Annotated in this window: 22 protein-coding genes; 9 read left to right on the forward strand and 13 right to left on the reverse strand. The window is 66.7% G+C overall.

Annotated elements, in window-relative coordinates; all coding sequences use genetic code 11:
* Positions 1 to 125 precede the first annotated feature (125 nt).
* Both ACLP9N_RS01560 and ACLP9N_RS01565 read right to left on the reverse strand, forming a co-directional pair.
* Positions 126 to 1,658, reverse strand: a complete 1,533-nt coding sequence (locus tag ACLP9N_RS01560) for a class I adenylate-forming enzyme family protein (protein WP_442405749.1) — start codon at positions 1,656 to 1,658, stop codon at positions 126 to 128.
* Positions 1,659 to 1,750: 92 nt separating this feature from the next.
* Positions 1,751 to 2,971: a CaiB/BaiF CoA transferase family protein gene (locus ACLP9N_RS01565; protein ID WP_442405750.1), complete on the reverse strand. Its 1,221-nt coding sequence runs from the start codon at positions 2,969 to 2,971 to the stop codon at positions 1,751 to 1,753.
* A gap of 120 nt (positions 2,972 to 3,091) precedes the next feature.
* On the opposite strand from ACLP9N_RS01565, the gene ACLP9N_RS01570 reads away from it, so the two are divergent.
* A complete protein-coding gene (locus tag ACLP9N_RS01570; RefSeq protein WP_442405751.1) occupies positions 3,092 to 3,934 on the forward strand; it encodes a mycofactocin-coupled SDR family oxidoreductase in 843 nt (280 codons plus the stop codon).
* On the opposite strand, the gene ACLP9N_RS01575 is transcribed toward ACLP9N_RS01570, so the two are convergent.
* Entirely contained in the window at positions 3,885 to 4,607 is a 723-nt protein-coding gene (locus tag ACLP9N_RS01575) for a TetR/AcrR family transcriptional regulator (RefSeq protein ID WP_442405752.1), read from the reverse strand. The two genes, ACLP9N_RS01570 and ACLP9N_RS01575, sit on opposite strands and share 50 nt — an antisense overlap.
* A 362-nt stretch (positions 4,608 to 4,969) precedes the next feature.
* Between ACLP9N_RS01575 and ACLP9N_RS01580 the strand changes: the two genes are divergently transcribed.
* From ACLP9N_RS01580 to ACLP9N_RS01595, 4 genes are read left to right on the forward strand one after another with little or no spacing between them, the layout of a single operon-like run.
* Positions 4,970 to 6,889, forward strand: a complete 1,920-nt coding sequence (locus tag ACLP9N_RS01580) for a linalool dehydratase/isomerase domain-containing protein (protein WP_442405753.1) — start codon at positions 4,970 to 4,972, stop codon at positions 6,887 to 6,889.
* Positions 6,890 to 6,944: 55 nt separating this feature from the next.
* Positions 6,945 to 7,727 carry an SDR family NAD(P)-dependent oxidoreductase gene (locus tag ACLP9N_RS01585; RefSeq protein WP_442405754.1) on the forward strand — a complete coding sequence of 261 codons (783 nt, stop codon included), beginning with the start codon at positions 6,945 to 6,947 and terminating at the stop codon, positions 7,725 to 7,727.
* Entirely contained in the window at positions 7,727 to 8,614 is an 888-nt protein-coding gene (locus ACLP9N_RS01590; RefSeq protein WP_442405755.1) for a hypothetical protein, read from the forward strand. Before ACLP9N_RS01585 ends, ACLP9N_RS01590 begins: the two co-directional genes overlap by 1 nt.
* On the forward strand, positions 8,604 to 10,085 hold the full coding sequence (locus tag ACLP9N_RS01595; protein ID WP_442405756.1) for an aldehyde dehydrogenase family protein: 1,482 nt from the start codon (positions 8,604 to 8,606) through the stop codon (positions 10,083 to 10,085). The genes ACLP9N_RS01590 and ACLP9N_RS01595 overlap by 11 nt, the downstream gene beginning before the upstream one ends.
* 260 nt (positions 10,086 to 10,345) lie before the next feature.
* Here ACLP9N_RS01595 and ACLP9N_RS01600 read toward each other — a convergent pair whose 3' ends face one another.
* From ACLP9N_RS01600 to ACLP9N_RS01625, 6 genes are read right to left on the reverse strand one after another with little or no spacing between them, the layout of a single operon-like run.
* Complete coding sequence (locus tag ACLP9N_RS01600) at positions 10,346 to 11,218, reverse strand: molybdopterin-binding protein (protein WP_442405757.1); 873 nt, start codon at positions 11,216 to 11,218, stop codon at positions 10,346 to 10,348.
* Positions 11,211 to 12,659, reverse strand: coding sequence for a hypothetical protein (locus ACLP9N_RS01605; RefSeq protein ID WP_442405758.1), 1,449 nt, complete (start codon positions 12,657 to 12,659; stop codon positions 11,211 to 11,213). Before ACLP9N_RS01605 ends, ACLP9N_RS01600 begins: the two co-directional genes overlap by 8 nt.
* Before the next feature lie 2 nt (positions 12,660 to 12,661).
* A complete protein-coding gene (locus tag ACLP9N_RS01610; protein WP_442405759.1) occupies positions 12,662 to 13,315 on the reverse strand; it encodes a 4Fe-4S dicluster domain-containing protein in 654 nt (217 codons plus the stop codon).
* 31 nt (positions 13,316 to 13,346) lie between these two features.
* Entirely contained in the window at positions 13,347 to 14,657 is a 1,311-nt protein-coding gene (locus tag ACLP9N_RS01615) for a TetR/AcrR family transcriptional regulator (protein ID WP_442405760.1), read from the reverse strand.
* A gap of 40 nt (positions 14,658 to 14,697) precedes the next feature.
* The gene (locus ACLP9N_RS01620) at positions 14,698 to 15,537 is read right to left on the reverse strand and encodes an adenine nucleotide alpha hydrolase (RefSeq protein ID WP_442405761.1); all 840 of its coding nucleotides are present in this window, start codon (positions 15,535 to 15,537) and stop codon (positions 14,698 to 14,700) included.
* Positions 15,534 to 16,328 carry a hypothetical protein gene (locus ACLP9N_RS01625; RefSeq protein WP_442405762.1) on the reverse strand — a complete coding sequence of 265 codons (795 nt, stop codon included), beginning with the start codon at positions 16,326 to 16,328 and terminating at the stop codon, positions 15,534 to 15,536. Before ACLP9N_RS01625 ends, ACLP9N_RS01620 begins: the two co-directional genes overlap by 4 nt.
* A 73-nt stretch (positions 16,329 to 16,401) precedes the next feature.
* Between ACLP9N_RS01625 and larB the strand changes: the two genes are divergently transcribed.
* Both larB and larC read left to right on the forward strand, forming a co-directional pair.
* On the forward strand, positions 16,402 to 17,100 hold the full coding sequence (gene larB, locus ACLP9N_RS01630; RefSeq protein WP_442405763.1) for a nickel pincer cofactor biosynthesis protein LarB: 699 nt from the start codon (positions 16,402 to 16,404) through the stop codon (positions 17,098 to 17,100).
* Positions 17,097 to 18,347 (forward strand): nickel pincer cofactor biosynthesis protein LarC, encoded by a 1,251-nt coding sequence (gene larC / locus ACLP9N_RS01635; protein ID WP_442405764.1) that lies wholly within the window; start codon positions 17,097 to 17,099, stop codon positions 18,345 to 18,347. The genes larB and larC overlap by 4 nt, the downstream gene beginning before the upstream one ends.
* Before the next feature lie 221 nt (positions 18,348 to 18,568).
* Here larC and ACLP9N_RS01640 read toward each other — a convergent pair whose 3' ends face one another.
* Positions 18,569 to 19,657: an NAD(P)-dependent alcohol dehydrogenase gene (locus tag ACLP9N_RS01640; RefSeq protein WP_442405798.1), complete on the reverse strand. Its 1,089-nt coding sequence runs from the start codon at positions 19,655 to 19,657 to the stop codon at positions 18,569 to 18,571.
* Positions 19,658 to 19,754: 97 nt separating this feature from the next.
* Between ACLP9N_RS01640 and ACLP9N_RS01645 the strand changes: the two genes are divergently transcribed.
* Complete coding sequence (locus tag ACLP9N_RS01645; RefSeq protein WP_442405765.1) at positions 19,755 to 20,279, forward strand: SRPBCC family protein; 525 nt, start codon at positions 19,755 to 19,757, stop codon at positions 20,277 to 20,279.
* Positions 20,280 to 20,302: 23 nt separating this feature from the next.
* Here ACLP9N_RS01645 and ACLP9N_RS01650 read toward each other — a convergent pair whose 3' ends face one another.
* The 3 genes from ACLP9N_RS01650 to ACLP9N_RS01660 form a co-directional block, all read right to left on the reverse strand.
* Entirely contained in the window at positions 20,303 to 21,334 is a 1,032-nt protein-coding gene (locus tag ACLP9N_RS01650) for an acyl-CoA dehydrogenase family protein (protein ID WP_442405766.1), read from the reverse strand.
* 68 nt (positions 21,335 to 21,402) lie between these two features.
* Entirely contained in the window at positions 21,403 to 22,158 is a 756-nt protein-coding gene (locus ACLP9N_RS01655; protein WP_442405767.1) for a FadR/GntR family transcriptional regulator, read from the reverse strand.
* Between the two features lie 33 nt (positions 22,159 to 22,191).
* On the reverse strand, positions 22,192 to 23,823 hold the full coding sequence (locus ACLP9N_RS01660) for a pyruvate, phosphate dikinase (protein ID WP_442405799.1): 1,632 nt from the start codon (positions 23,821 to 23,823) through the stop codon (positions 22,192 to 22,194).
* Positions 23,824 to 23,962: 139 nt separating this feature from the next.
* Here ACLP9N_RS01660 and ACLP9N_RS01665 point away from each other — a divergent pair, with 139 nt between their 5' ends.
* The gene (locus ACLP9N_RS01665) at positions 23,963 to 25,114 is read left to right on the forward strand and encodes an acyl-CoA dehydrogenase family protein (protein WP_442405768.1); all 1,152 of its coding nucleotides are present in this window, start codon (positions 23,963 to 23,965) and stop codon (positions 25,112 to 25,114) included.
* Positions 25,115 to 25,119: the final 5 nt, after the last annotated feature.

Genomic DNA, 25,119 nt, shown 5'->3' on the forward strand with positions numbered 1-25,119 from the left:
TTGGTTAGTTATGAAGCCCACCCACGAGTGTAGGCGTCGTTAGGGACTAAGGTCATCAGGCCGCTTCGACCCGCCATCTGCCCGATGAAGGGTCCGATGAAGGCCCCGTCGCGCCCACCGCCTGATCACCTCCCGGTTCTGCACTCGTTGGATTGCGCGGCAAGGTCTTCGAATTGGCGGCGAACTTGGCCGCGCAGCACCTTCATCGCCGCGTTGCGTGGAATGGACTCCGTGACGGACACCTGCACCGGCGCCTTGTATGCGGGCAGCCTGGACCTAACCCAGGCGACGAGCTCACCGGGGCTCACGGCACCTTGCGCCACAACCACCGCGACCGGCACCTGCCCGAGTCGCTCGTCGGGAATGCCGAAGGCGACCGCCTCACGCACCTGCGGATGCGCTTCCAGGCAGTCCTCGATCTCGGCGGGAAAGACCTTGAAGCCGCCGCGGTTGATCACGTCGTCGGCTCGTCCGTGGATCCAGACGAAGCCGTCCTCGTCGACGCTGCCCAGATCGTTGGTGCGGACCCATCGGCCGTCGCCGCCGGCCACCTGCGCCGAGCGGACCTGCAGCATGCCGGACCGTCCCGGCGGGAGGTCTTCTCCGGTTTCGGGATCGACGACGGCGATCTCGACGCCGGGATGGGGGCGACCGACGCTGCCGCGCTTGGTGTCCTTCCATAGTTGCCAGTCCCGCAGCGACCACCCCGTGATTCCACCGGTGAACTCCGTCGCGCCGTAGCTGAGCAGAACCGGGCAGCCGTAGGCCCCCTCGAACGCGTCTGCGAGGTCCGAGCCCACGGGCGCGGCGCCGGCCCAGACCGCCTTCAGGCTCGACAACTTGTCTCGATCCACACCGGCGTCGAGGATCATTCGCAGTGCCGCCGGGGGCAGTGACACCGATCGCGGCCGGTATTTCGCCACGGCCTGCGACCACGTCTCGGGTTCGAACTTGTCCTGCAACAGGATTCGCCCACCGCCACTGAGTGCGGTGATCAGCGCCCAGAGCCCGCTGATGTTGGTCGGCGGAAGGGCGCAGATCTGCACCCCCGCCCCGCGAACGCTGCCCGCACGCGCGCTCCCGCTCATGTAGTGCTCTTGGGCGCCGCGCAGCGCATGCTCGATCTCTTGATAGCGCAACGGGATTCGCTTGGGTGGCCCGGTGGTTCCGCTGGTGGGCACCAAAACCGCAACGCCGTCGTCGAAGGCGTGCTCGTGGCCCGGGGCGCGTTCGAAGATCACGTCGACCGCGTCGTCACTTCCGGCGGCGAAGTCGACCCGGATCCCGAGCGCGCCGGTGTCGCCGACCGCCTCGGCCACCGCCGCGCGGCGCCAATCCTCCGAGTCGGCCACGACGGCCGCCGGCCGCAGTGAACCGACGTCTTGTCCGACCGTCGCGTCGGGCATCGCGGGGTTGAGGACGACCAGCGGTCGGCGACCGGCCAGCAAAACGGCCAGGGCCGCAACCGGACCGGGCCGGTTGCGCATGTACACGCCCACCGGGCAACCGGGTCCGATGCCCCCGGCCGACAGCGCCGAGTCGATCTGCCCGGCGACGGCGCGGAACTCGTCTTGGCTGTGCCATGACCCGTCGTAGCACAGCAACGGGTCCCCACCGCGGGCGGAGATCCGCGCCCGCATCTGGTCCGGGAGATCCATACGTCGCCTCGCGCCGCGCCATCCGATGCACATTCCAGCACATTTAACTAACCAGGTTATATTAACAGGCCCGTAGACACGTTCTGCAACCGTCAGGTGATGACGCCCGCGACCTTCATCTCCACCAGCTGGTCCCAGTCGTAGCCCAGCTCGAGCAGGACCCGGTCCGTGTCGGCGCCCAGCTCCGGCGCCGGGCGGGGCCTCGGTTGGTCGCCGTTGAACTGAACCGGCGGCATCGCGACGGTGAGGGACGCGTCGTTGTCGACGTCCATCGATCCGACGTAGCCGTTGGCGACAACTTGAGGGTCGCAACGTGTTTCCCGCGGCGACTGGACGATCGCCCAGACCCCCCGTTGCCGGCTCAGCACCTCCCACCATTCGTCGGCCGTGCGGGCCGCGAAGATGGCGTCGAGTTCGGCTATGCATGCCGTGCTGTTGGAACTTCGTGCGGCGGCATCGGCGAAGCGCGAATCCGTCGCCAGATCCGGTCGGCCGAGGAGTTCGACCAGCGGTGCCCAGAACCGGTCCGATTCCAGCATCACCAGGGCGACGAACCGGCCGTCGCGGGTCCGGTAGGTGTTGGAGATCGGATTGTGCGCCGCGTGGTGGTCGCTGCTTGGCATGGCATCTATGTCGAACAACGACGACGCGGCGATATGCGGGGCGGTGCCCCACACCGCGGCGCCTAGCAGACTGATGTCGACGACTTGCGACGCACCCGTGCGTTCGCGCGCGAACAGCGCCCCCGCCACACCGCCGGCGGCGTAAAGCCCCGACTGCAGGTCGCCGAAGGCCGCTCCCGGCATCGGCGGCGGGTACTCGGCTTCGGCCGGGGTGCTGACGTAGGCCATTCCTCCGCGCGACCAATAGGACGCCAGATCGAAGCCGCCGGTGTCCGCTTCCTCGCCCAGCGGGCCCAGGCCGCTGCCCCGGGCGTAGACCAGCTTCGGATTCACCCGTGCCAGGTCGTCGACGTCCACCCGAAGCTTGCGTCGCACGGGTGCCAGATAGTTGGTCAAGAACACGTCGGCGCCGGCGACGAGCCGATAGAGCGCCTCGCGGCCGGAATCGCTCGTCAAATCGATTCCAACACTTGCCTTGTTGCGGCTGAATGTCTGGAACATGTAGTGGACCGGCCGTTGACCCGGCGGAGTCAACGCCGCGCTGATGAGCCCGCGCATGGGATCACCGTGCAGGGGATGCTCCACCTTGATCACCTCGGCGCCCCAGTCCGCCAACGCGACGCCCGCCGAGGGAACGAAGCCCCAGGTCGCCAACTCGATGACGCGGACTCCGTCCAAAACCCCAGGCATGTGACCGTCCTCCTTCGTGAGCCGCGCGCCGTGACAATAGACTAACCACGTAATACGATTTGCGTTCGCGGTCCCACGTGCGACCGCCATGCGGGAACCGGGCGATTGAAAGGTTTTGCGGTGGGGCGGGTTGAGGGCAAAGTAGCGCTGATCACGGGCGCCGCACGCGGACAAGGTCGTTGCCATGCGACGCGCCTGGCGGAGGAAGGCGCAGACGTCATCCTCCTCGACATCTGCGCCGACATTCCCGGTGTCGGCTATTCGATGGCCACGCCGGAGGACCTGGACGAGACCGTCCGCCTCGTCGAGAAATTCGACCGACGCGCCGTCGCGGCGGCCGTCGACGTGCGCGACCGACCCTTGCTGCAGCAGGCGGTGGCTTCGGCGGTCAGCACATTCGGACGGCTCGACATCGTGGTTGCCAACGCGGGCATCTGCCCGATAGGACCGGACTATCCGGTGTCCGCCTTCGCCGACGCGGTCGACGTCGACCTGGTCGGCGTGCTGAACACGATCCACGTCGCCCTGCCGCTGGTGTCGGCCGGCGGGTCGATCATCGCGACCGGTTCGGTGGCGGCCATGCTGCCCAATGCGGTGAACAATCCGGGCAACGGCCCCGGCGGGGCTGGATACGGCTTGGCCAAGCAGTTCATCAGCCAGTACGTGGTGGTCCTCGCCCGGCAGGTGGCCACGCAAGGCATCCGCATCAACGCCGTCCACCCGACCAACTGCAACACCGACATGCTGCACAGCCCGCCCATGTACAAGGCGTTTCGCAAGGATCTGCCCGCGCCGAGCCGCGCCGACGTGGAGCAGGCGTTCCCCCGCATGCAGGCGATGCCGATCCCGTACGTCGAACCCGACGACATCGCGCACGCCGTCGTCTTCCTGGCGTCCGATGAGTCGCGCTACGTCACCGGCTTGCAGCTGGCCGTGGACGGCGGCGCCCTGCTGAAGATTTGACGTGGTCCGGCCGGTCGGTCAGCCGTCCATAAAGGATCTGCTGGACGAATGCGGTGAGCTGGAGCACCGTGGCGGTATTGGGTGCACCGACGTCCTCGCCATGGGTCGGCACCGTTGCCAGCGCATGGACCATGACGGCTCCGCCCAGCGCCTCGATCACGGCCGTGCATGAGGTCTGCGGGTGCATTTGTCCGTCATCGCGCGCGCGTTCCAGCACACGCACGGCCTGCCCGATCTGCGGCTCCACCACCCGGAGGCGGTACTGTTGCAGGACATCCGGATACTGCGCTCCGTCGATATGAACCCGTAGATTGGCGTATCCATTGCCGCTGGCGAAGTAGGAGAAGACCTCGCAGGCGTACGCGACCAATGCCTCCTCGACCGGTAGATCACCGGCGAGCGTGGGGAGGGCTTGGTCCGCCAGCGCATCCAGCAGCAGCGACTGAGCGTCGGAATAACGCCGGTACACCGCGTCCTTGCTGACGCCGGCCGCCCTCGCCACTCCCTCGAAATGCAACCCGGCCCATCCCTCCCGGCCATACAGCATGCGCGCCGCCTGCCTGAGCCTGGTGTCGATCGTGGGGTCCCGCCGACGGCCGGCCGTCGAACTCCGTTGCGGCGGAGTATTTTCTGGTGTTACCGCCGTTACGACGCCGACTCGGTTGGCACCCATCCACGTCCTTTCCTTCAGTGCAGTCTAGGCGTTACTTTCACGGGATCCGGTGTATTGCCGACGGCTCGCGTCGGTATTACACTGCAGCACGACCACACTTGTCCATCTCTCGAGGGGACCCCATTCTCGCCTCACGGATTCGACGCCCCGGCGGACGCGGCACGGGCCCGATGTTGATGACGGGTCGGTGCGACTGATGGCTTGCTGCGTGCTGGTGGCGTCCCTGTTCGGCGCCGCGTTTCGCAAGATTTCACGCCGGGGCACGCGCGAGTCGCCCGTCGCGACGGCGCGGTGGTCGCCACCGAAGGTGGTTGACGAGCGGGCCGATTCGCGGTGACGGGCTGCCGATATAGGGAGCAGGAATGAGCACATCGACGGTCGAACGAGGGCAAGACGCGAAGGTCGGATACCCGCTGACGGTCCCCGAGAAGCCCAACGGCCCGGCCGTTCGAGCACTGTTGCGGCGCGCCGGAATTAGTGGGGCAACACTTGCCGCCGTGGCCATCGCGGCATCGGCGCTGAGCAAGCGGCCGGGCACCCGCGCGCTTGCCGTCGGCACGCTGGCGCCCGGCGCCGGTTACGTCTACACCCGAAGCCCACTGCGGTTCCTGGCGACCCTGGGAGCGTTCGCCGCCTCGTTGGTGGCCTGGTTCGGCAGCGGGAACATCGTGCTGCCGCCGTTGCTATGGGTGGCGGCGGCCTTCAATGCCCGCAAGCAGGCCGCCCGCGGACGCACGACGTGGAACGGCGCCCGCGTGGCGGTGCCGGCGGCACTGATCGGCGCCGCGGCGGCCGGCACCGTTGCCCGGCGTCGCGCCTTCCGCGCCGCGCAGGAAAGGGGCCACGTCCGGGCCCAGTACCTGGCGACCGTGCCGCGCATCGATCCCCGACCCAAAGACACTGTTCGCAATGAACTTTCGACCGACGACCTCGCGGTCTTGCGAGCCCTGCTCGACCGGTCCCTGCAGCCGCTCGGCGAGTTCGACGGCTTCACGAAGATAGACCAGTTCCAGACCTCGGCGATTCGCTATCAACTCAACTTCATGCAATGGGCGCTCGCGATGGCCCAGTTGCACTACGCACCGTCGTTTCACGGCTACTTTTCCGCCGCACAACGCAACCTGATCGACAAACTGACACTGCCGCCGATCTGGCGCTACTGGGCCTTCGAGCAGACGTGGGGCAACCTCAGCCTGGACTGGGACCCGATGAAGCGCGACAACATCATGTTGTCGGGCTACCTCGGAACGATGCTGGGCGCCTACGAATCCAACACCGGCGACGACAGTTACCGCCGCAGCGGTGCATTGCCCTTCCGGCTCGGCAAGCGCACCTGGCCGTACACCCACGACATGGTCGCCGCGGCCGTCCACGACAACATGCAACGGTCGGGCATGACGTTGTTCCCCTGCGAGCCGAACTGGATTTACAGCGCCTGCAACATGACTGGCATCAACACTCTGGCGATGTCGGACAGATTGCACGGCACTCGGTTCGTCGAATCGATCGGCGACCGCTTCCGTCGCCGCCTCCGCGAAGAGTTCATCACCCCGGACGGGCGGGTGACCGCAATTCGATCGGCACGGTTGGGCGTCACCATTCCGATGCTCACGTCCACGATCGCAGACTGCGGACTGGCCAGCATGCTGCACGCCTTCGATCCTGACCTCGCACAACGCTGTTGGGCTATCGCGCGCCGCGAGTTCATAGATACCACCGGACCCGAGCCGGCCATCGCGCTGCGCGGCTGGGATGCCATCGACACCGGCAACTACCGCAAGACCCACCTGGGTGCCTTTGCCCCGGTGATGTGGGCGGCCGCCGAAATGGGCGACACCGAGCTCTATCAGCTCTTAGCGGCATCGCTAGACCGCCAACTGCCACCCGCCCAGGCCGGCGGCACCCGGTGGTACGACGAACTGTCGACGAACATGAACGCGATGCTTGCACTCGCCCGGTTCAATCCGCCCGGTGGTCACCGCGCGCTGATCGCCGATGGCCCGGGCGCGGCGGTATTAGCGGGTCCCGTCCTGGAAGGTGCCAGTTATCCGCAGGTATTGGTGGCGTCGACGCGCACCGACGGCACCGACCTTCACCTGGTGCTGCGCCCCGGCGAAGGCCCGACACGGGCAGAGCTTGGCGTCGAACGGCTCGTCCCCCGCGCGCGTTACCGCCTGAGTGGCACGCTCGACGACGAAGTGGTGGCCGATGACCGCGGCCGACTGGCGATCACCGTCGATGTGGCGGGCCGCACCGAGCTCGCCCTCACGCCGATGCCCTAGTCGACACTTCGGCGCGAGCTCACCTCTAATGCCTCTGCCACTAAAGGATTAATGTATGAAGAAGGTTCTCGTGACCGGCGCCGGATCGGGCATCGGGAAGGAGCTCACCAAGCTGTATCTGCAGGACGGCTCCCGGGTCCTGGCGGTCAGCCTCCTGCAGACCGAACTCGACCAGCTGAGTGAGGACTTCCGGTTCGCCAATTCGCGGCTGCAGACCCTCCAGATGGACCTGGCCAAGCCCGACGCCGCCGCCGCCTTGCTACAGTGGTGCCAGGGCAACGACTGGTTCCCCGACACGCTGATCAACAACGCCGGCTTCGCCTGCTTCGGCGATGCCGTCGACCTCTCCCCGGAGCGCGTGGCGAACATGCTCGAACTCAACGTGATTACTCTGACCATGTCCTCCATGCTCTTCGGTCGCGAGATGAAGAAGCGCGGCCATGGCGCCATACTCAACGTCGGTTCGACCGCCGGGATGGTTCCCTCGGTGCGCTTTGCCTCCTACGGGGGCAGCAAGTCGTACGTCAACACCTTCACCTACGCGCTGGCCACGGAGTTGAAGCCCTACGGAGTCACCGTCACGTGCTTGACTCCCGGCGCCACTCAGACGAAGTTCGCCGAAGCCGGTGGCATCGACTCCTTCGATGGCAAATCGATGCTGCACAACATGTTCCAGAAGAACAAGGCAGGGTCTCCGGCCGAGGTCGCCCGCGCGGGATACGACGCACTTGCGGCCGGGAAGCGACAGGCTCTCGTGGGCAAGGGAGCCAAATTCGCCGCCGTCTTGTCGCGCGCGGTGTCGCAGAAGAACTTGCCGAGGCTGATCAGGAACCCGTGATGTCGCTACGGGCGGGTGATGTCACGAAGGTCGATCACGGCCGGCCGCTCTCTGCCGGCGTCTGGATCGCAGCGGCCGCCGAGGTCGCGGTCGCCCTCGCCATCGCGACGCTGATGCTGCGGACCGGTGATGCCGCACCCGCGCCGGGTCATGGCGTGCCGGGCATGGCGGACATGCGTTCGCCGTCATCGCACGAATCGGATTGGCATCCCGTCCTGTTCGTCGCCGCCGGATTGACGGCGGCGACGATGCTCTGGTGGCTGGCCACCCGGGCCAGGATCGCCGCTCTACTCGCCGCCGCCGGGCTCATCGGCATCGGGACGTCGGAGACGGTGTGTGTGATGGCTCTGCACTCCCACCTCGTCGGGATGGCGGCACTCGAGGCGCTGCTCGTTGGCGTGCCGTTGCTGTCGATCGCCGCGGTGCGACCGGACCGCCCCACGGCCGGCGCCAAATATTCGACGTTCTGGACGGCGGGGGTGATCGTCGCCGTTGTGCTCAACTCGGCCCTGCTGATCGCCCTGCATCTGCCGGCGGTCCACAATCACGGCGCACACCTTGACATCGTCCCGCGCTGGCTCACCCTCTTCGTCGTGATGACCGGGCTTGCCTACTGGGGCGCCATATTGCTCACCGCCGGGCGCGTCGGCCCCGCCGTGCGTCGCGGCGCCCTGATCATCGGCCAGGAGGTCGCGGCAATCCTCGGCCTGGCGGCCCTGATCCGGCCGTCCGCGCACACCCACCACTCCAACGCGCTTGGGTTGTCGCCCAACGTGGACCAGCGCCTGGGCGGGGTGCTCATGCTGGTCGCCTGCGCCGTCGTCACCCTGCCACTCGCCAAACGCATCGAATCGCAACGACTTCGAACGGAGTGCAATGTCCACTGATCTCGAGCGGTCGGCGCCTCCGGCAACCGACGGCCAGTCGGCCACGTTGAACGCGATGTTGAACGCTCAGCGATCCGACTTCCTCAAAGCCGGATCGCCATCGGTGGCCCTGCGGCGCGACCGGATCGACCGGCTGATCCTGCTGCTGACGGAAGGCGCCGACGAATTCTCGACTGCGCTCAACGCCGACTTCGGCAATCGGCCGCACGCAATCAATTTGGTGTCGGAAGTGGCCGGCATTCTGCCGGATCTGCTCGCGACCCGCCGGCACCTGAAGTCGTGGATGCGTCCGCAGCGCATCAGGTCGGCCGCGCTGCTCGGGTTGCCGACGGTAGTGGAGAAGAACCCGATGGGTGTGGTCGGCGTCATCGGTCCGTGGAACTTCCCCGTCAGCCTGGTCGTTCAGCCCGCTGCCTCCGCATTCGCCGCGGGAAACCGGGTAATGATCAAGTTCTCCGAGGTCACGCCGCGCACCGCCGACCTGTTCGCCGCCAAGGCCGCGACGTATTTCGATCCCACCGAGCTCACGGTCGTCATCGGCGGGCCCGAGGTCGGTGCGGCGTTCAGCGGGCTGCCCTTCGACCATCTGTTCTTCACCGGTTCTCCCCAAGTCGGTGCGCTGGTCGCCGCGGCGGCGGCCAAAAATCTCGTCCCCGTCACCCTCGAGCTGGGCGGCAAAAACCCTGCCGTCATCGCTCCCGACGCCGATGTGCCGGCGATGGCGCGGCGGGTGATGGCGGCCCGGTTAGGCAACGGCGGCCAGATTTGCCTCTGCCCCGATTACGTTTTCGTTCCCCGCGACCGGATGACTGACTTCGTCGTCGCCGCCCTGGAACATGGGAGGGCCGCCGCCTTGGCCGACGGCGGGGCGGGCTTGGTAAGCATCGTCGACGACAAGAACTTCTCGCGCGTGACGGCTTTGATCGAGGACGCCCGGGAGCGCGGCGCGACGGTCCATGACAGTAGGACTCCCTTGGACGCAGGGCGGCGACGCATTCCCCCCACGGTGCTGGTGGGTGTCACGGACGAGATGCGCATCACCGGTCAGGAGGTCTTCGGGCCGGTGCTGTCCGTCCTGCCCTACGACACGATCACCCAGGTGTGTGACTACGTCGGAGCCCGTCCCTCGCCGCTGGCGGTGTACTGGTACGGCCCAGGCGGTTCCGGCCTCGACGAATTCCGCGCCAAGACGCAGAGCGGCGGCATGGCCATCAACGACTTCGCCGTGCACTGCGCCATCATGGCGGCTCCCTTCGGCGGCGTGGGACGCAGCGGGTCGGGCGCCTATCACGGCAAGGCGGGCTTTGACACCTTCACCCATCGGCGCACCGTCACCACGAGCCGGTTGCCGATGAGCTTCGCGGGTCTCATCACCCCGCCATATCCGGCGGCGCTGTCGCCGGCGGTATCCGGTTATGTCCGTTTCGAGCGATTCCGCGCGCGCCGGCGCAGGAATCGTGGCGCTCGCTGAGCGCTTCCCGGCCTGGCGAAAGGTGGAACTCCGATGGCATGTTGCGTGGTCGGTGCCCTCGTGATGGCTACGATGTTCGGTACGTTCCGAAAGTTGCGCAGGGCCTACGACGATGTGGGCGGCAGCTTTTGCAGCTGCGGTCCGACCAGACTGCGAAAGCGACCGCGCCGGCTTCAAACACCAGGCTCAACTGACGTTTCCGCATCGTGGTCGCGTGGCCCCGCTAGCGCCAGCCAGGGATCGCGATCACCCGGGCGGCGTCATCGCAGACAGGCTCGCAGCACCTTGCCCAGCGCGTGCGCAAGTCGGATGTCATCCCAGCCCCGCTCCAACCCCTGCACCACAATGGGCAGGGCGGCTTCGACTTCGCGGGTCGGCCCGGGCAAAGCGATCAGACGCGTCCACGCCACCTCGCCAATGCCGATGCGCACGTGGGGTTTGACATGGCGTCCGTGTCCCACCGGGTAGGTCGAGAGAACTTCCGTTACCAAATGCGGATCGCAGCGTTGCAGCGCCTCGATGGTGCGGTCCTTGTCCTCGGCTCCGACTCCGCCAGTGGTGATCACGACACCGAAACCCTCCGAGACCAGTCGCAGCACCCGTCCGACTATGGCGTCCTCGTCGTCGACGACGGCACCCGCGGCCGTCACCTCGAAACCGGCGCGTCCCAAAATATCTAGGGCCACTGACACATTGGTGTCTTTGATACTGCCGGCCACCACCTCCGGGCCGGTCGATACGACGGCAACGCGCGACGACACATAACAACGGAGCCGGTCATCGATCTCGGTTGCCCGCGTCAGGGTTTGTGCTACCTCGTCGGACGGGGTTCCGATCATCCCCATGACGCCGCGGGAGTGGACCGACGCGCCGGGCGACACCGTGACACCTGCCACCTCGCCGACGGCAGCGAGCAGCTCAGGCTCTCGTCCGACAATGCTGGCGAGCTTCATCCGAGGTTTCAACACGTCGAACACCACGTGGTCATCGCGCGCGTCGGTCACGAAGACCAAGTCCGGCTCCAGATCCAATGCCCGCGCGGCGGACGCTGCCAGGAACCGCAGGTCCGCGCCGTCCAACGTGACACCGCGGACCCAAACCTCGGTCTTATCAAGAAGTTCGACTTCAGGCATCGCGTGCCGGACGCAACGAAACGGGGGACAGGTCACGCTGGGCGAGCCATTTGGGCATCCGCACCTGTTCCACGTCCTCGATGACCCTTGGTGCGGCTTGGCGAAGAGCCTGCGCGAGCGATTCCGAGACGTGCATGGCACCCGGGAGCCCGTCGTACACGATGACGTTGTCGGAGTTCGCAATCGCCTTGGCTCGCCGCATCGCAGCGGCGAGGCCGTCGGTCACCTCGGCGGCGTCACCGATCCAGCATGCGGATGGGTCCTGCTCCAACCAGTCCATCACCTGCGGACTGGTGACGAAGGTGGGCACACCCTTCAACAGATACATGTACGGCACCCCGCCGGCCATGTAGTTGATGACGAAGGCCTTGATGTTGACGTTCTCGCCCATCATGTACTGCCCCACCAGCCCACGTATCGACTCGGGCAGCAGCACCGCGTACAGCGCCGGATTGTCCAGGTCGAGCCAATCGGCGTTGGAGTAGTACAGGACGTCGAACGGTATTCCGCCGGCGTAGCTATAGACCGAGCTGCCGTGTCCGTCGAAAACGACCGTGACGTCCTTGACTTCGCACATGAGTCGGATGAGCACGGCGTAGTTGCGGAAGATGTCGGTGGCCACGCGGCGATCCAGCCGCTCCAGGTCGTTGTCGGCGTCGACGTCGATGACCCCTTCGGGGCTGGTGTTGAGCACCACGGTAGACACGTAGCGCTGCTGGACGAAATCGCTGTCGAAGACGGCGCGGGCGACGAGTTGCCCGGTACGCGGCCCGTAACCGAAATGGTAGGCCGACCGGGTTTCCAGTCGCGTGTAACCCATGCCGAACGGCTTGAACAATCGATCCACCATGCGGTGCAGATATCCTTCCCGCATCTCGGTGACGTGGGTGTGGATGAAGTGGTCAGCACTGAACAGCTGCCGGGTGAGATACATCGGGCCCACGCGCGTGTCGATTTCCACCCCTTGGCCGATCTGTGGACACTCCCGGGCGTCACCGAAGCGCCGCGTCAAATCGAAGATCCTCATCCAGTCCGGGTTCTCGATGTGGCCCATGGACTCGGCGATGCGCAACCGCACCGTCGCTCCGGTCACCGCCTCGACGTGCTGCTGAATCTCTTCCAGCATCGCCACATACGCCATGCCCGACAGGGCAAAACCGTGTGGGTTGGCCAACAGGTTGACTCGCTCACCGGGTTTGATGTTCGACCAGTCAACGCTCTCCAGCCGCGCGCGGGTGCGCGCCCGCACGGTGTCCACTTCGGTGGGCCCCAACCGGCTATCGGGTGTCCAGATCGGTTCGGGCAGCCAGGGCGTCAAGTCACGGATAGGCAGGGTCACGATGTCGTCGAGGTCAGCCGCGCGAGTGGTGACCACGTCTGCGGGCCGGCGACCGTTCCAGGTCGGCAGCAGCTGCGGAGCCGGCATCGGGCCGATGGTCATGATCAGGCCTCATCCATCTTGAAAAGCATTGCGTTGACATCCTTTTGCAACCGCATATGCGGATAGGCGTGCACCAGCTCGAGGTCGACCTGGCCGTCCGCGCCGACGAAGTTCATCAGCCTGCCCGGCACCCCGTACCACTGATAGCCATTGCGTGGATTGCGCGGAGCATCACCGTGTCCGGCCGCGGCGAGCAGCCGCAGAATCGGGTCGAGACAGATTTCGGTGCAGCCGGTGCGGGCACCGGTCCGCCGCGCCACATCCTCGGGCGTATGGGCACCGTCCAACACCGCGCCGGCCAACTCGCCGGCCACGGTGTCCGTGCATACGCATACCAGCATGTCCGGCAGCAGCCCGACCTGCATGCAGAGCTGCCCGATCGCCTCGGGCGAGGCCTCAGCGGGGGATGTGCCTACCTCGAAAGGCTGATCCAGCGGACGCATCACGATGGCGTCGTCGGGGCACAACTCCATGCAGTTCTGTGCGTTGTAGCAGATGTCCTCCTGAACGACCGCGATTTTGCGGCCCGGGCCCGGCTCGTCGGGACGCCTCGGGCGCATCGAAATCGCGACCGTGGGGCAGGTCAGAACGCACTTGTTGCACCCGGTGCAGAGGTCCTCGACGATCTCGGCCACCATCGCGACGCGTTTAGCCATGAATTCTCCCAACCTCGGACCTTAACACGGATTAAGATGAGCGTAATTCGGACGCAGTCCGTCCGTCAACGGATGCCGGGGACAGGCGTGGCGACCGCAGATAGGCCAGGAACATATCGACCAGTTGGTCGGTGAGGACCTGCAGCGACTCGCCGGCCAATCCGGTGTCGGCTGCCACCTCGACGCCCAGCAGACTGCTGGTCAACAACTCGGTGGCCGCATCCACATCGATGTCGGCACGGACCTCGCCGCGAGCAATACCCCGCTCGAGCACGTCGACGACGAAGTTCACCCAGGCATCACGAGCCCGTTGAACGGCCCGCTTCACCCTGGCCGATTCCGGTATGTGCAACACCGCGTCGTGGAGAATTCGCAGCCGGGCTCTCGGCGTAGTTACCCAGCGGGACAACCGAATCCGCAGTCGCTCTTCCACCGGAGCCGCAATGTCGTCGGTGCTGCGCATGTCCTCGGCGTACTCACGCGCGGTGGTCTCCAAAACCTGCTCAAGCAAATCGGTTCGGCTGGAGAAGTGCGTATAGATCGCCGGAGCCGTCAGGCCGGCGGATTCGGCAACTTGGGCCAGGGTGACGTCGGCGAAACCCTGCCGCGCCGCCACGTGCTGAGCAATGCGAATCAGCTCGTCACGCCTGCTGGCCGGTCGCGGGAGCTGCTGCTCCGCTGGCGGAATCTCTCGCGAAGCAGAGCGCCGGGGCTCTGCCGGTCGTGCCGATTGCGGCGTCCCCGCCTCGGCGCGACCAAGCACCAATCCCGCTAAACGCCAACAGTATCGAGCCAGTTCGTCCTCGGGCGGCAACTGGCCGGCGCGCCGGCGAACCATGATATGGCTGAGCATTGTTCCGGTGAGGGTTTCCATGATGGCCTCGGCCGGCATGTCGGGCGCGGGTTCGCCCCGGCGGGCCGCCCGGTCGAGTACTGTCGCGGCAAACCCAACCATGCCCTCCGAGATCCGAGCGATCAGCTGCCTGAATGGCTCTGTCTCGTCATGGAATTCGGTGGTTAATCGCAACATCGCCGCTCCGTCGGGCGACACGTACAGCCGCATCAAATCGCGCGCGTAGCCGGCAAGCTCTGCTTGGGCGTCGCCGAGATCCTCGATGCCCGGTGGCAGCGGAATGTGGCGGAGCGCGTCCATCAACAACTGGTCCGGGTCGTGCCACCGCCGATACAACGCCGGCTTTCCGACGCCGGCCCGCGCTGCGACGTTGGCGAAAGTCACCTGCGATTTACCGGATTCGCCGTAGATCGACCGCGCCGCCTGCAACGCGCGGCGTTCCACACCGGGGTCTCGGGGCCGACCGCTCCCCTGCCGGCGCTGTGGCACATTCGGCTCCCGTGTGTCATGAAACGTTGCTGCGGTCAACTTATCCGATCCCAGGGCCCGAGAAGACGACGAACGCGCGTCCCGGTGCATAGGGCGCCTCGTCGAGGGTGATCGAGCACAGTCCGGGAGCCTCGCTGCGCATCACCTCGAATATCTCGTCCAACACTGCGCGGGAGACTCGATAACGCGCTTCGGCGTTGACCTCCACCAGGACGTCGTCGCCGTTGATCCGGCACCGGACCACGTCTAGCCGGGTGCGTTCACGCAGCAGGTCCTCTCCTCGGTCCACCGCACGCAAAAGTTCGGCGGTGACGGCGGTTCCGGTGTAAAGCCGACTTGCCAAGCAGGGCGCCGCGGGTAGGTCGTGCCAGGACCTGGCGCGGCTGCGCGCCAGGTCTCGGATGTGGGCCTTGGTCATGTCCGCCTCGACGAACGGATGCCGCACACCGTGTTCGGCGGCCGCCACCAGACCGGGCCGGTACTCGCCAAGATCGTCGGCGTTCGCGCCGCTCATAACCGTCCAGCCGGCACCGCGCCGGCGCGCCGCCGCCGAGATCCGCTCCAGCTCCGTATACAGGTTCGACTTGCAGAAGTAGCAACGGTTGCCAGGGTTCTCCCGGTAGCGCGCGTCCTCGAATTCATGTGACTCCACGAGCTCGAGCCGCCATCCGAGTTCGGCGGCCACTCGCCGGACCCGTCTGGTGGCCGACGGCGGAACAGCCGGGGACACGGAGTGAACGACCTGCGTTGTGCGCGGGCGTAATTCGTGTGCGACGTCGGCCAACAGCAGGCTGTCGACGCCACCGCTGCACGCGATCACGCGCCGGGGTGAGCGCTCCAGCGCCGCGGCCAATCTGTCGAGTATCGCGTGCTCGGTCAATGGACGACTTCCAGATGTAAATCCCACAAGGGCGCGTCGAGTACCGCGCGACCGATGTCAACGATGTCGGCGCCGATATCCGCAATTTGTCGCAGCTGGCCGGCATGCACGCCGCCGGCGTAGGCGACGCGGACATCGTCGCCACGATTATGCAAGGCCACACAGACCGCTTCCAGATCGGCCAACCGCCCGGTATCGACCATGACTATCGCCGCCCCGGCGTCGACCGCCCGCAGCGCCTGCGCGACGTCGACGACTTGCACGGACACCGGGCCGTTGCGCAGTTCCCGCGCGGCCGTCACCGCGTCCGCGACACCGCCCAACATGGCGACCTGATTCTTGCCGACGTAGACGAAATCCTCGTCGAGCAGCCGGTGAGACAGCCCGGCGACGTCGAGGCCGGCACGCAGCACGGGTTTGAGTGCAGCGGGTAGTTTCTTCCAGCCACCGCACACGATGCGGAGCCCATCGGGCGCTGCGGTCTTGATCTCGGCGCCCCGGCGCGCGATGCCCCCGGCGAATCCCAGAACGCCCAGCACGTGGTCTTCGGCCACCGAGATTTCCCAGGCGCTTCCGTCGATGCGGATCAGTGGCTGTCCGGCGTCGACCTGTTCTCCCTCGGCGGCGACGATCTCCCATTGTCCGGCAGGGTCTGTCGACGGTGGGCAGACCAGTGCCGTCCCGGCGACCAAACCCGGCTCGGTTGGGCTCACCACCGCGCGGTAGTGCCTCGACAAGCCGGCAAGCAGTTCGGCGGTGACACGACGGGGCGGAGCGGACAACGAACTCACAATGCAGTGACCTCCCGCACCGGTGACGCCCCCCTTGATACGTACTACTTTAGTCCGTAATGTAGCTCAAACAATGGACCACACGGATGGGTATGTCAAGGACGGCGGAACCGCGGCCGACGGCATGCTGGTCTACGACCACAACCGCACGGATCGAATCGGCATGCCCGAGGCGGTGTTCTGCCTCAACAAGCACATCGACGATGTCATACGGATCGTCGAACGCCTCGATGCATCCGGTGTTGGACCGGTGCTGTTCACGCGAATGTGCCGGGAGCAGTACGAGGCGGCCAGCAGCCGCGCGCATGCCGCGCTGGACTACGACCCGCTTTCCCAGACGGCCTATCTCAACGGCACCCTCGCGGAGCGGGACGCTCGCGTGGGCGTCGTGGCGGCCGGAACGTCCGACAGGTCGGTGGCGCTGGAGGCCCAACGCACCCTGCAGTTCCTGGGCATCAGCACCCGGTTGCATGTCGACGTCGGCGTGGCCGGGCTGTGGCGCCTGCTGGACCGGGTCGATGAGCTTCGTCGTGAACAGGCGCTGATCGTGGTCGCCGGGATGGACGCCGCGTTGGCCTCCGTGGTCGGCGGGCTGGTCGCCTGCCCCGTTATCGCCGTGCCGACGTCAACTGGCTACGGAGCCGCCCACGACGGTCAGACAGCGCTCAACGCGATGCTGGCAAGCTGTGCCCAAGGTGTGGTGGTGACCAACATCGACAACGGGTTTGGCGCCGCGTGCGGCGCGGCGCGGATCGTGCTGGCCGCCAAATGACTTCGACGCTGTATCTGGACTGCGTCGGCGGTGTCGCCGGCGACATGCTGCTCTCGGCACTCATCGACGCCGGCGCGTCGCTCGATGCGATTCGCTCCCGCCTGCCGGTCAGCGATGTCGGCCTTGACCTGCGCGCCGTGCGACGTCACGGCATCGCCGCCACCGCATTGAGCGTGGCGGCGCCACACGAGCATGCTCATCGCCGCTTGGCGGACGTCCGACGGATTGTCGACTCAGGTTCGATGCCTGACCGCGCAAAAGCTCGGGCACACCGGGCGTTCGCGCTGTTAGCGCAGGCGGAAGGCCGTGTTCATAAGATCTCTCCCGAGGAGGTGACCTTTCACGAAGTCGGCGCGCTCGATGCGATTGTTGACATCTGCGGCGTGGCCTTGGCGTTGGATGAGCTCGACGTCGACGAGGTGGTCTGCTCGCCACTTCCGTTGGGGTACGGAATAATTCGCAGCGCGCATGGAGTACTTCCGCTTCCCGCACCTGCCACGCTGGAGATCCTTCGCGGTGCCGATACATACGGGGTCGACGTCAAGGGCGAAACGGTCACACCCACGGGCGCCGCGCTGGTGACGTCATTAAGCAACCGATTCGGCGCGATGCCGGCTATGACGTTGTCGGTCATCGGCACCGGTGCGGGCAATGCGGATTGGCCCGGTGTGCCCAACGTCGTCCGCGCGCTGTTGGGTCGGCCGGATCGCAGTGTTACCGAACCTGGCCAGGCTGCACTGATTCTCGAGACCAATCTCGATGACATGCTGCCGGAATGGGTGCCCGACGTGTTGGCAGCATGCTTGAGTGCCGGCGCCCACGACGCCTGGACCACGCCTGCGACGATGAAACAGGGTCGGCCCGGATTCACGCTGTCGGCACTGGTGTCGACGGCCAACGAAAGAGAAGTCGCCAGGGCGATTCTGCGGCATTCCACCACGCTTGGTGTCAGGGTGCGGCGGGTGGAACACCGGTGGGCCCTCGAACGCAGATTCGGCACGGTCACCGTCGACGGCCACGACATCGCCGTCAAACTCGGTTCCCTCGACGGCGAAACCGTCAACGTCAAACCGGAACACCGGGACTGCGTGCGGGTTGCCGAATCGACCGGGCGCAGCGTCAAGTCGGTATGGGCCCAGGCTCTCGGGGCGGCGCAAGAGCTATCCGCGTCCGGATCGTCTCCTAACAAGAGCGAAACAAATTGCGCTGCTGGTCATAACGATGTCGTAGATAGCAAGCAGCTCTAGCGAGCCGCCTCGACGAGTTCTGCGCCGAACCCAAACCGGCGCCGCGGCGGTCAACCGACTTCGCACCATGATGGCCGCACCGTTCAGCGGTGTCCGGCAGAAGAGGCAGGACGCCTGCCGCGACAAGTGGGCTTTGACACTTTCGCCCAATGGCGGTCGACCCCGAAACATCCGTGCGGAGTGGCTGCCCGTTCATCCACCCGAGCCGCCCGGGTCCATGGTCACCACGTCAGCACCGGCTTGATCACCTTGCCGGTTGCCTGGTCGGCGATGGCGGCATTGATGTCCTCGCTGCGGTATCTCGTAACGAGCTGATCAATCGGGAATCTGCCACCTTTGTAGAGATCAACAAGTTCGGGTATGAACGCCTCGACCCTACTGTCACCTTCGATGCAACCGCGTAGCGTCTTGCCCGTGATCAGCATGTCTTGAATGTTGATGGTGACTTCCGGCGCGCCGAGGCCGATAACCACGAGCTCGCCCCTCGTGGCTAATGCGGCGAGAGCCTTGCTGATTACCGCCGGAATGCCGGTGGTGTCTACTGCGTGCGTGCCACCACCCGATGTCGCCGATGTGATCTGCGCGTCGGCGCCGTCGAGGGACGGGTCGACGGCGATCGCCCCGAAGGCTTCCGCCTGGGCCCTGCGGGACGCAAGCGGGTCGACCGCGACGATGGTCCCTACCCCAAGGGTTCGCGCCGCCAGCAAAGCGGCGAAACCGACGCTGCCGACCCCGTATACGATCAGGCGCGAGTCCGGCTGCGGGCGCAAGACGTTGAGCACGGCGCCCGCCCCGGTCTGGAAACCGCACCCCAGCGCCGCAACGACAGCCAGGTCGACGTCATTCCCGACGACCACCACGTTGTCCCGGCCCGCCAGGGCGTAACCCGCGAAGCTCGACTGGCCAAAACAGTTGCCTAATAACGGGTTTCCGTCGCTGTGCAACTTGGGCGTGCCGTCAGCTCGATGCCCGAGGGCATTGAGCACCGCGGTCTGTTCGCAGTAGGCAGGGTGCCCGCCCCGACAGAAAGCGCACTCGCCACAACTTCGGTAGCTCAACACGACATGGTCACCGGGCCGCACATCGGCGATCCCCGACCCGACCGCGGCCACGACACCGGCGCCCTCATGCCCGAGCAGGTACGGACCCATTTCAGCCGGGATCACACTCTTGAAAAAAAGATCCGTGTGGCAAATCCCGGTCGCGGTGATCTTGACCAGGATCTCGTCGTCGCGGGGATCGTCGACGGTGATTTCCCGAAGGAGGAAAGGTTCGGCCGGCCCAGTCGAGATCGCCCCTACGGTAGTTATCGGCATACCGGCCCTTTCCGTCAGGCGGGCGCCGCGGGTGACCGCGCACCCTGATGGTTTACGACGTTACACGTCCGAAACGGCTAATCTTGTCACAGTGGCAAAAAGCGAAATGGAGGTCTCATTGAAGAAGTGGATCTTGCAATGGGGAGCTCCGCTTTCGGGCGGTGTGACGGCGCGCTCGAGCGCTGCGGCCCAAGACATTTGGATCGCGCTGACCGACGTCACCCGGATGGGCGAGTGGAGTCCGGAATGTACGGGATGCACGTGGATTACCGATGCTCACATCGGCGTCGGCGCACGGTTCCGCGGATTCAATCGATGGGGTCCGCTGCGCTGGTCGACCACTTGCACCATCGACGTCTTCAGTGTCGACCGCTGCTTCGCCTACTCCGCGCGACACTCGTCGGGAGCGACGACGCGGTGGACCTACGACCTGCGCTCCGACGAGACCGGCACCACCGTCACCGAGAGCTTTGAATCCGTAGACAGTCCGGCGGCAGTGTTGGTTCTCGACCGACTCGCGCGGCGGCCGAGCCGGCTGCATCGGCAGATCAACGCCACCCTGGTTCGGCTGCTTCGCCACGTCGAGCAGCAGGGCGCGACGGCGGGTTCCTCATGAACCTTAAATGGTCAATCCGTCGATCAGTTCCGGACACTCAGTCCGGCCGACGCGGCGATCGCGTCGCGATGCACCGCTGACGGTCCCATCAGGGTGGCGTTGACCCGTGCGCGCCGCAAGTAGCGGTGCGCCAAGTGCTCCCAGGTGAATCCGATGCCACCGTGGATGTGGATGCACGACTCGGCGGCTTTGAGCGCGGCCCGGCAGGCCACGACGAAGGCCAACTCGGCGTCGACGGATGCTCCGCTCCCGACGGCTTGGTCAAGCGCGGCGTCCGCAAGCTCGACGTCGAGCAACACCTCGGCGCAGCGGTGTTTAATCGCCTGGAAGGACCCGATGGGCGAGCCGAACTGGTTGCGCGTCTTTGCGTATTCGACCGTCGTTTCCAGGCATGTGCGTGCCACGCCCAGTTGCTCGGCGGCGACGGCGAGCAGTCCGCGCCGGTAGGCCTCCGCGAGCGCCTTCGCGGCCGCATCGACGCCGGACAGCAGCCGTGCGGGCGTGTCGGACAACACGACCGTGATCAGCCCGCGGGCGGCGTCGAGCTGGTCCGCCGGCACGACCTGAACGTCGTTGGCGGCCAGCGCAAACAGGGCCAGGCCCGCGTCGGTGGACGCCGCGGTCAAGACCGTGTCCGGGGGCGACGGCGTCGATATCCCCCAGACGGTCCCGCTGAGCCGCCAGTCGCCGTCGGTCACGGTCGCGACGACAGGGGATGTCGACGCTACCCATGCCGCGTCGGCTTCGGTGACCGCGACGGCGCAGCGGATGTGGCCCGCGGTCAGGCCGGCCAACAGCCCGGCCGCCGCGTCACGGTCGGTGTGGATCAACAGCGTCGCGGCCAGCACGGCGGTCGGCAGGAAGCTCGACGGTGACAGCGCCCGGCCGAGTTCCGTGCTGACGAGGGTCATTTCGCGGTCCCCCAGGCCAAGCCCACCGAGGCCGGAATCGACGAGCAGCGCGGCCAGGTCCAACTCATCGACGACGTCACCGCCATTTGCGCTCAGCGCCCGGCGTGTGGTCGCCCTCAAGTCCTCGAGCAGCTCGGCACTCACGTCACTCTCCTCCGGCAAGGCTGAAGAAAAGTATAACCAGGTTAACCCTGACCGTCCGGGATCGCGGCTCAGCCGATGAGATCCAGCAACTCACGATGCCCCTGGGTTTCGAGCATCTGCTCGGTGGTCTCCTCCAGGTGGCGGCGCCACAGCAATTCGGCATCGGCCGCCTTGCCGTCTTCGACCAGCCGGACCAGCTTCCGGTGCACGCGGTGCGCCAATTCGGCGGCGGCGCGCTTCTGCGCGTCGTCGGTCGCGTGCCTCCAGACGGCCTCCGTGTGAGCGGTCGTGATCTCGGCCATGATGTGGGCGAAGAGCGCCAGGGTGTTGCTGCCGGACAACTCGACCACCAGCGTGTGGAATTCGGCGTGCGTCCTTCCCCACCGGCGCGGGTCGTTGATGGTGTTGGCTTCCTGGTCCAGCGCTTCACGCAACCGCTGGATGGTCGAGGGCGTCGCGTTCTCGGCCAGGAGGCGAACCGCGGGCGGTTCGATGATCGCGCGGGCGCGGAACACGTCGAAGACGGTGGTGTGGCCGTATTGGAGTAGTCCCCCCGCTTGGCGTGCCACCGGCTCCGGGCGCGGCGCGTTGATCCGGGCGCCGCCCTTGCTGCCGCGCCGGATGGTCAACAGCGACTCGGACTGCAGGATTCGAATCGCTTCGCGCAGAACGGGTCGCGATACGCCGTACTGGGCCAGTAGCTGCCCCTCGTTCGGCAGGAAATCACCGTCGCGGAACTCACCGAGGATGATCTTGCGGCGGATGTTGTCTGCCACAAGCTGGCCCGCGGTGGGGTGCGTTATGGCCTCACTGTCGGGATGCACGATTCAATCCTCGCATCTAAATAGGAATCCTGGTTAGCGTAAGCCGCTGCCGGTGTTTCGCTGCCGTTCGGCGATCATCAGCAAGAACGGCAGGGGATGCTCCGCCGCCACCGCGTCGGCGCCCGCGTCCAGCGCCCGATACACGGTGGCGGGCTCCCGGTGGTCGACCCGCGATGCGTCGGGGACCTCGTCGTCGTCGGCCGCCACCGCCAGCACCGTGACGGGGCTGCGCTGCCGCGCCCAGGCCAGCAGAGTGGCCATGTCCGGGTCGCCGCTTTCAGACGGATGGGTCAGTGGCAGCAGGCCTGAATAGACCGTGCCGCTTCCCCCGTCGACGGTGACGTCGGTTCCCGCCAGACCGCGCAGGCTGCCCAGCCCGCACCCCACCACGCACGGGGTGTGCAATTCGCGGCTGACCACCGCGGCATGAGAGGTGGACCCGCCCTGTTCGGTGATCACCGCGCGGGCGGCGATCATGCCGCCGACGTCATCGGGGCTGGTGGTTTCACGGGCCAGCACCACGTCCTCCCCCTCGTCCGCGGCGTCCTGAGCGGAGTCGCTGTCGGCGACCACGCGGCCCGCTCCCACACCGGGACAGGCCGGCAGCCCCGAGGCGACGACGGTTGCCCTCGCCAGTGCCGCGGGGTCGATCACCGGGGTGAGCAGCACATCGAGTTGAGCGGGCGTGACGCGGGACAGTGCCTCGTCGATGCCGATGAGCCCCTCGCGCTGCAACGCCACCGCGATGGCCACCGCGGCCTTGGCCGACCTTTTCGCCGCCCGGGTCTGCAACAAGTAGAGCTTGCCCGCCTCGACGGTGAACTCGATGTCCTGGACGTCGGTGCCGTCGCGTTCCAGCCAGGACGCCGCCGCGAGGAGCTGACGGTGGATGTCGGGATGCTGTTCGGCCAGGGCGCTCAGCGGCAGCGGATCGAACTTGCCGCTGACCACATCTTCGCCCTGTCCGCGGGGCAGCCACTCGCCGAACGAGTTCGGCTCTCCGGTAAGGGGATTGCGGCTGAAAAGCACCCCGGTGCCCGACCGGTCATCCAGGTTGCCGAACACCATCGCCTGCACCGTCACCGCCGTGCCGGCCATCTTTCCCTCCAGGTTGTGGTGGCGCCGGTAGGACACCGCCCGCTCCGAATTCCACGAGTCGAACACCGCGGTCACGGCGGCGCGCAGTTGGGCATGCGGATCGGCCGGCACCCGGCCATCGGCCGGCCGGACCACCTGGCCGAACAACTCCCGGAACCGCCGGTGTGTGTCGCGCGCGAACGGGGCACCGCATTTCTCGGCGAGGATCCGCTCCACCTCGTCGTTGATGCCGAGGTTCAAGACGGTGTCCATCATTCCCGGCATGCTGGCCGGTGCACCGCTGCGCACCGACACCAGCAGCGGCACCGGGCCGCGCCCGAACGTGTGGCCCGATTGGGCCTCCAGCCACGACAGCCCGTCGCAGATCTGCGGCCAGAGCCGGGCCATGAGTTCGTCGGCTGCTTCGAAATACTGCCTGCAGGCGTCGACCGTCGCGGTGAATGCCGGAGGAGTGGGCAAACCGGCGGCGCGGATCTTGGACAGGCCGTGGGCCTTGCCGCCGACCAGCATTCGGGGGTAGACAAAGCTGCCGTCGAGGCGAACGACGAGCTGGCCCGCCGCGAACAGACCAAAGGCGGCCGCCTCGGTCCGGACGGCGGACGACGGAGATGTCACTGAGCGCTCCTCGACGGGATGATGCTCCTAACATATAACCAGGTTAGTATTTACGATACCAATTGGATGAGCACCGACACGAGAGAGCGAGATGGCCCCCCAGCCCGATTCGGTCGACGCCTTCCTCGACGAGGCCAGGGCATTCCTCGATACCCACGCCGAGCACCGGCCCGACGGCTTTCCCGACGCCATGTTCGCCCAATTCCGCCCGATTTCGGATCCCGAGGCATGGCGCGCTCGCTGCGTCGCGTGGCAGCGATTGCTCTTCGAGCACGGGTTCGCGGGGCTGACCTGGCCCCGTGAGGTCGGTGGTCGCGGCCTGCCGTCGGCGTACGCCCTGGCGTGGGCCGACCTGGAGTCAGAGTACGACGTCCCCCGCGGCCTGTTCGGCGTCACGTTAGAGATGGTCGGACCGACACTGCTCGCGGTCGGCTCACCCGAGCAGAGGCGGCACTGCGCAGCCATCCTGCGCGGCGACGAGGTGTGGTGTCAGCTGTTCAGTGAGCCCGGCGCCGGCAGCGACCTGGCCGGGGTGTCCACCCGAGCGGTCCGCAGCGACACCGGGTGGCGCGTGAGCGGCCAGAAGGTGTGGACGTCCGAGGCCCGGCACGCGCAATACGGCTACCTGCTGGCGCGGACCGACCCGGCGCATGCGCGTCATCGAGGCCTCACCGCGTTCGTGGTCGACATGTCCAGCCCCGGTATCGACGTGCGTCCGCTGCGCCAGATGACCGGCGGCGCATCCTTTTCCGAGGTTTTCTTCGACGATGTCGACCTGCCCGCAGAGGCGGTCCTCGGCGAAGTCGGTGGCGGCTGGTCGGTGGCGATGACGACGCTGGGCTTCGAGCGATTCTCGACGTTTGGGAGATCCCTGGGCCGGCTGGTACGACAGGCGGCTGAGCTGGGATGGCCCGCCGGCTCCGCCCGGGAGGGGTTCATCGACGCCGTCGTCGACCAACGCGCCCTGGCGGCCTTCGAAGCAGCGATGCATCGGCGCGTCGTCGCTGGAGTGTCACCCGGCCCCGAAGCGGCTCTCGCCAAGCTCGCCACCGGCGCCCTGGTCAGCACCCTGGCCGATGCCGTCGCGGAGCGACTGGCCAACCGGCTCTCGCACCGGGACCCCGGACTGGACGACTGGCGACTGGTGCTGCTGTCGGCGCCGGCCTTCCACATCGCCGGGGGCACCGATGAGATCGTCAAGACGATGATTGCCGAGCGCGTGCTCGGATTGCCGAAAGGCTGACGGCC

Origin of the sequence: Mycobacterium sp. (assembly GCF_052144515.1) — a bacterium.
In the GTDB taxonomy this organism is placed as follows: domain Bacteria; phylum Actinomycetota; class Actinomycetes; order Mycobacteriales; family Mycobacteriaceae; genus Mycobacterium.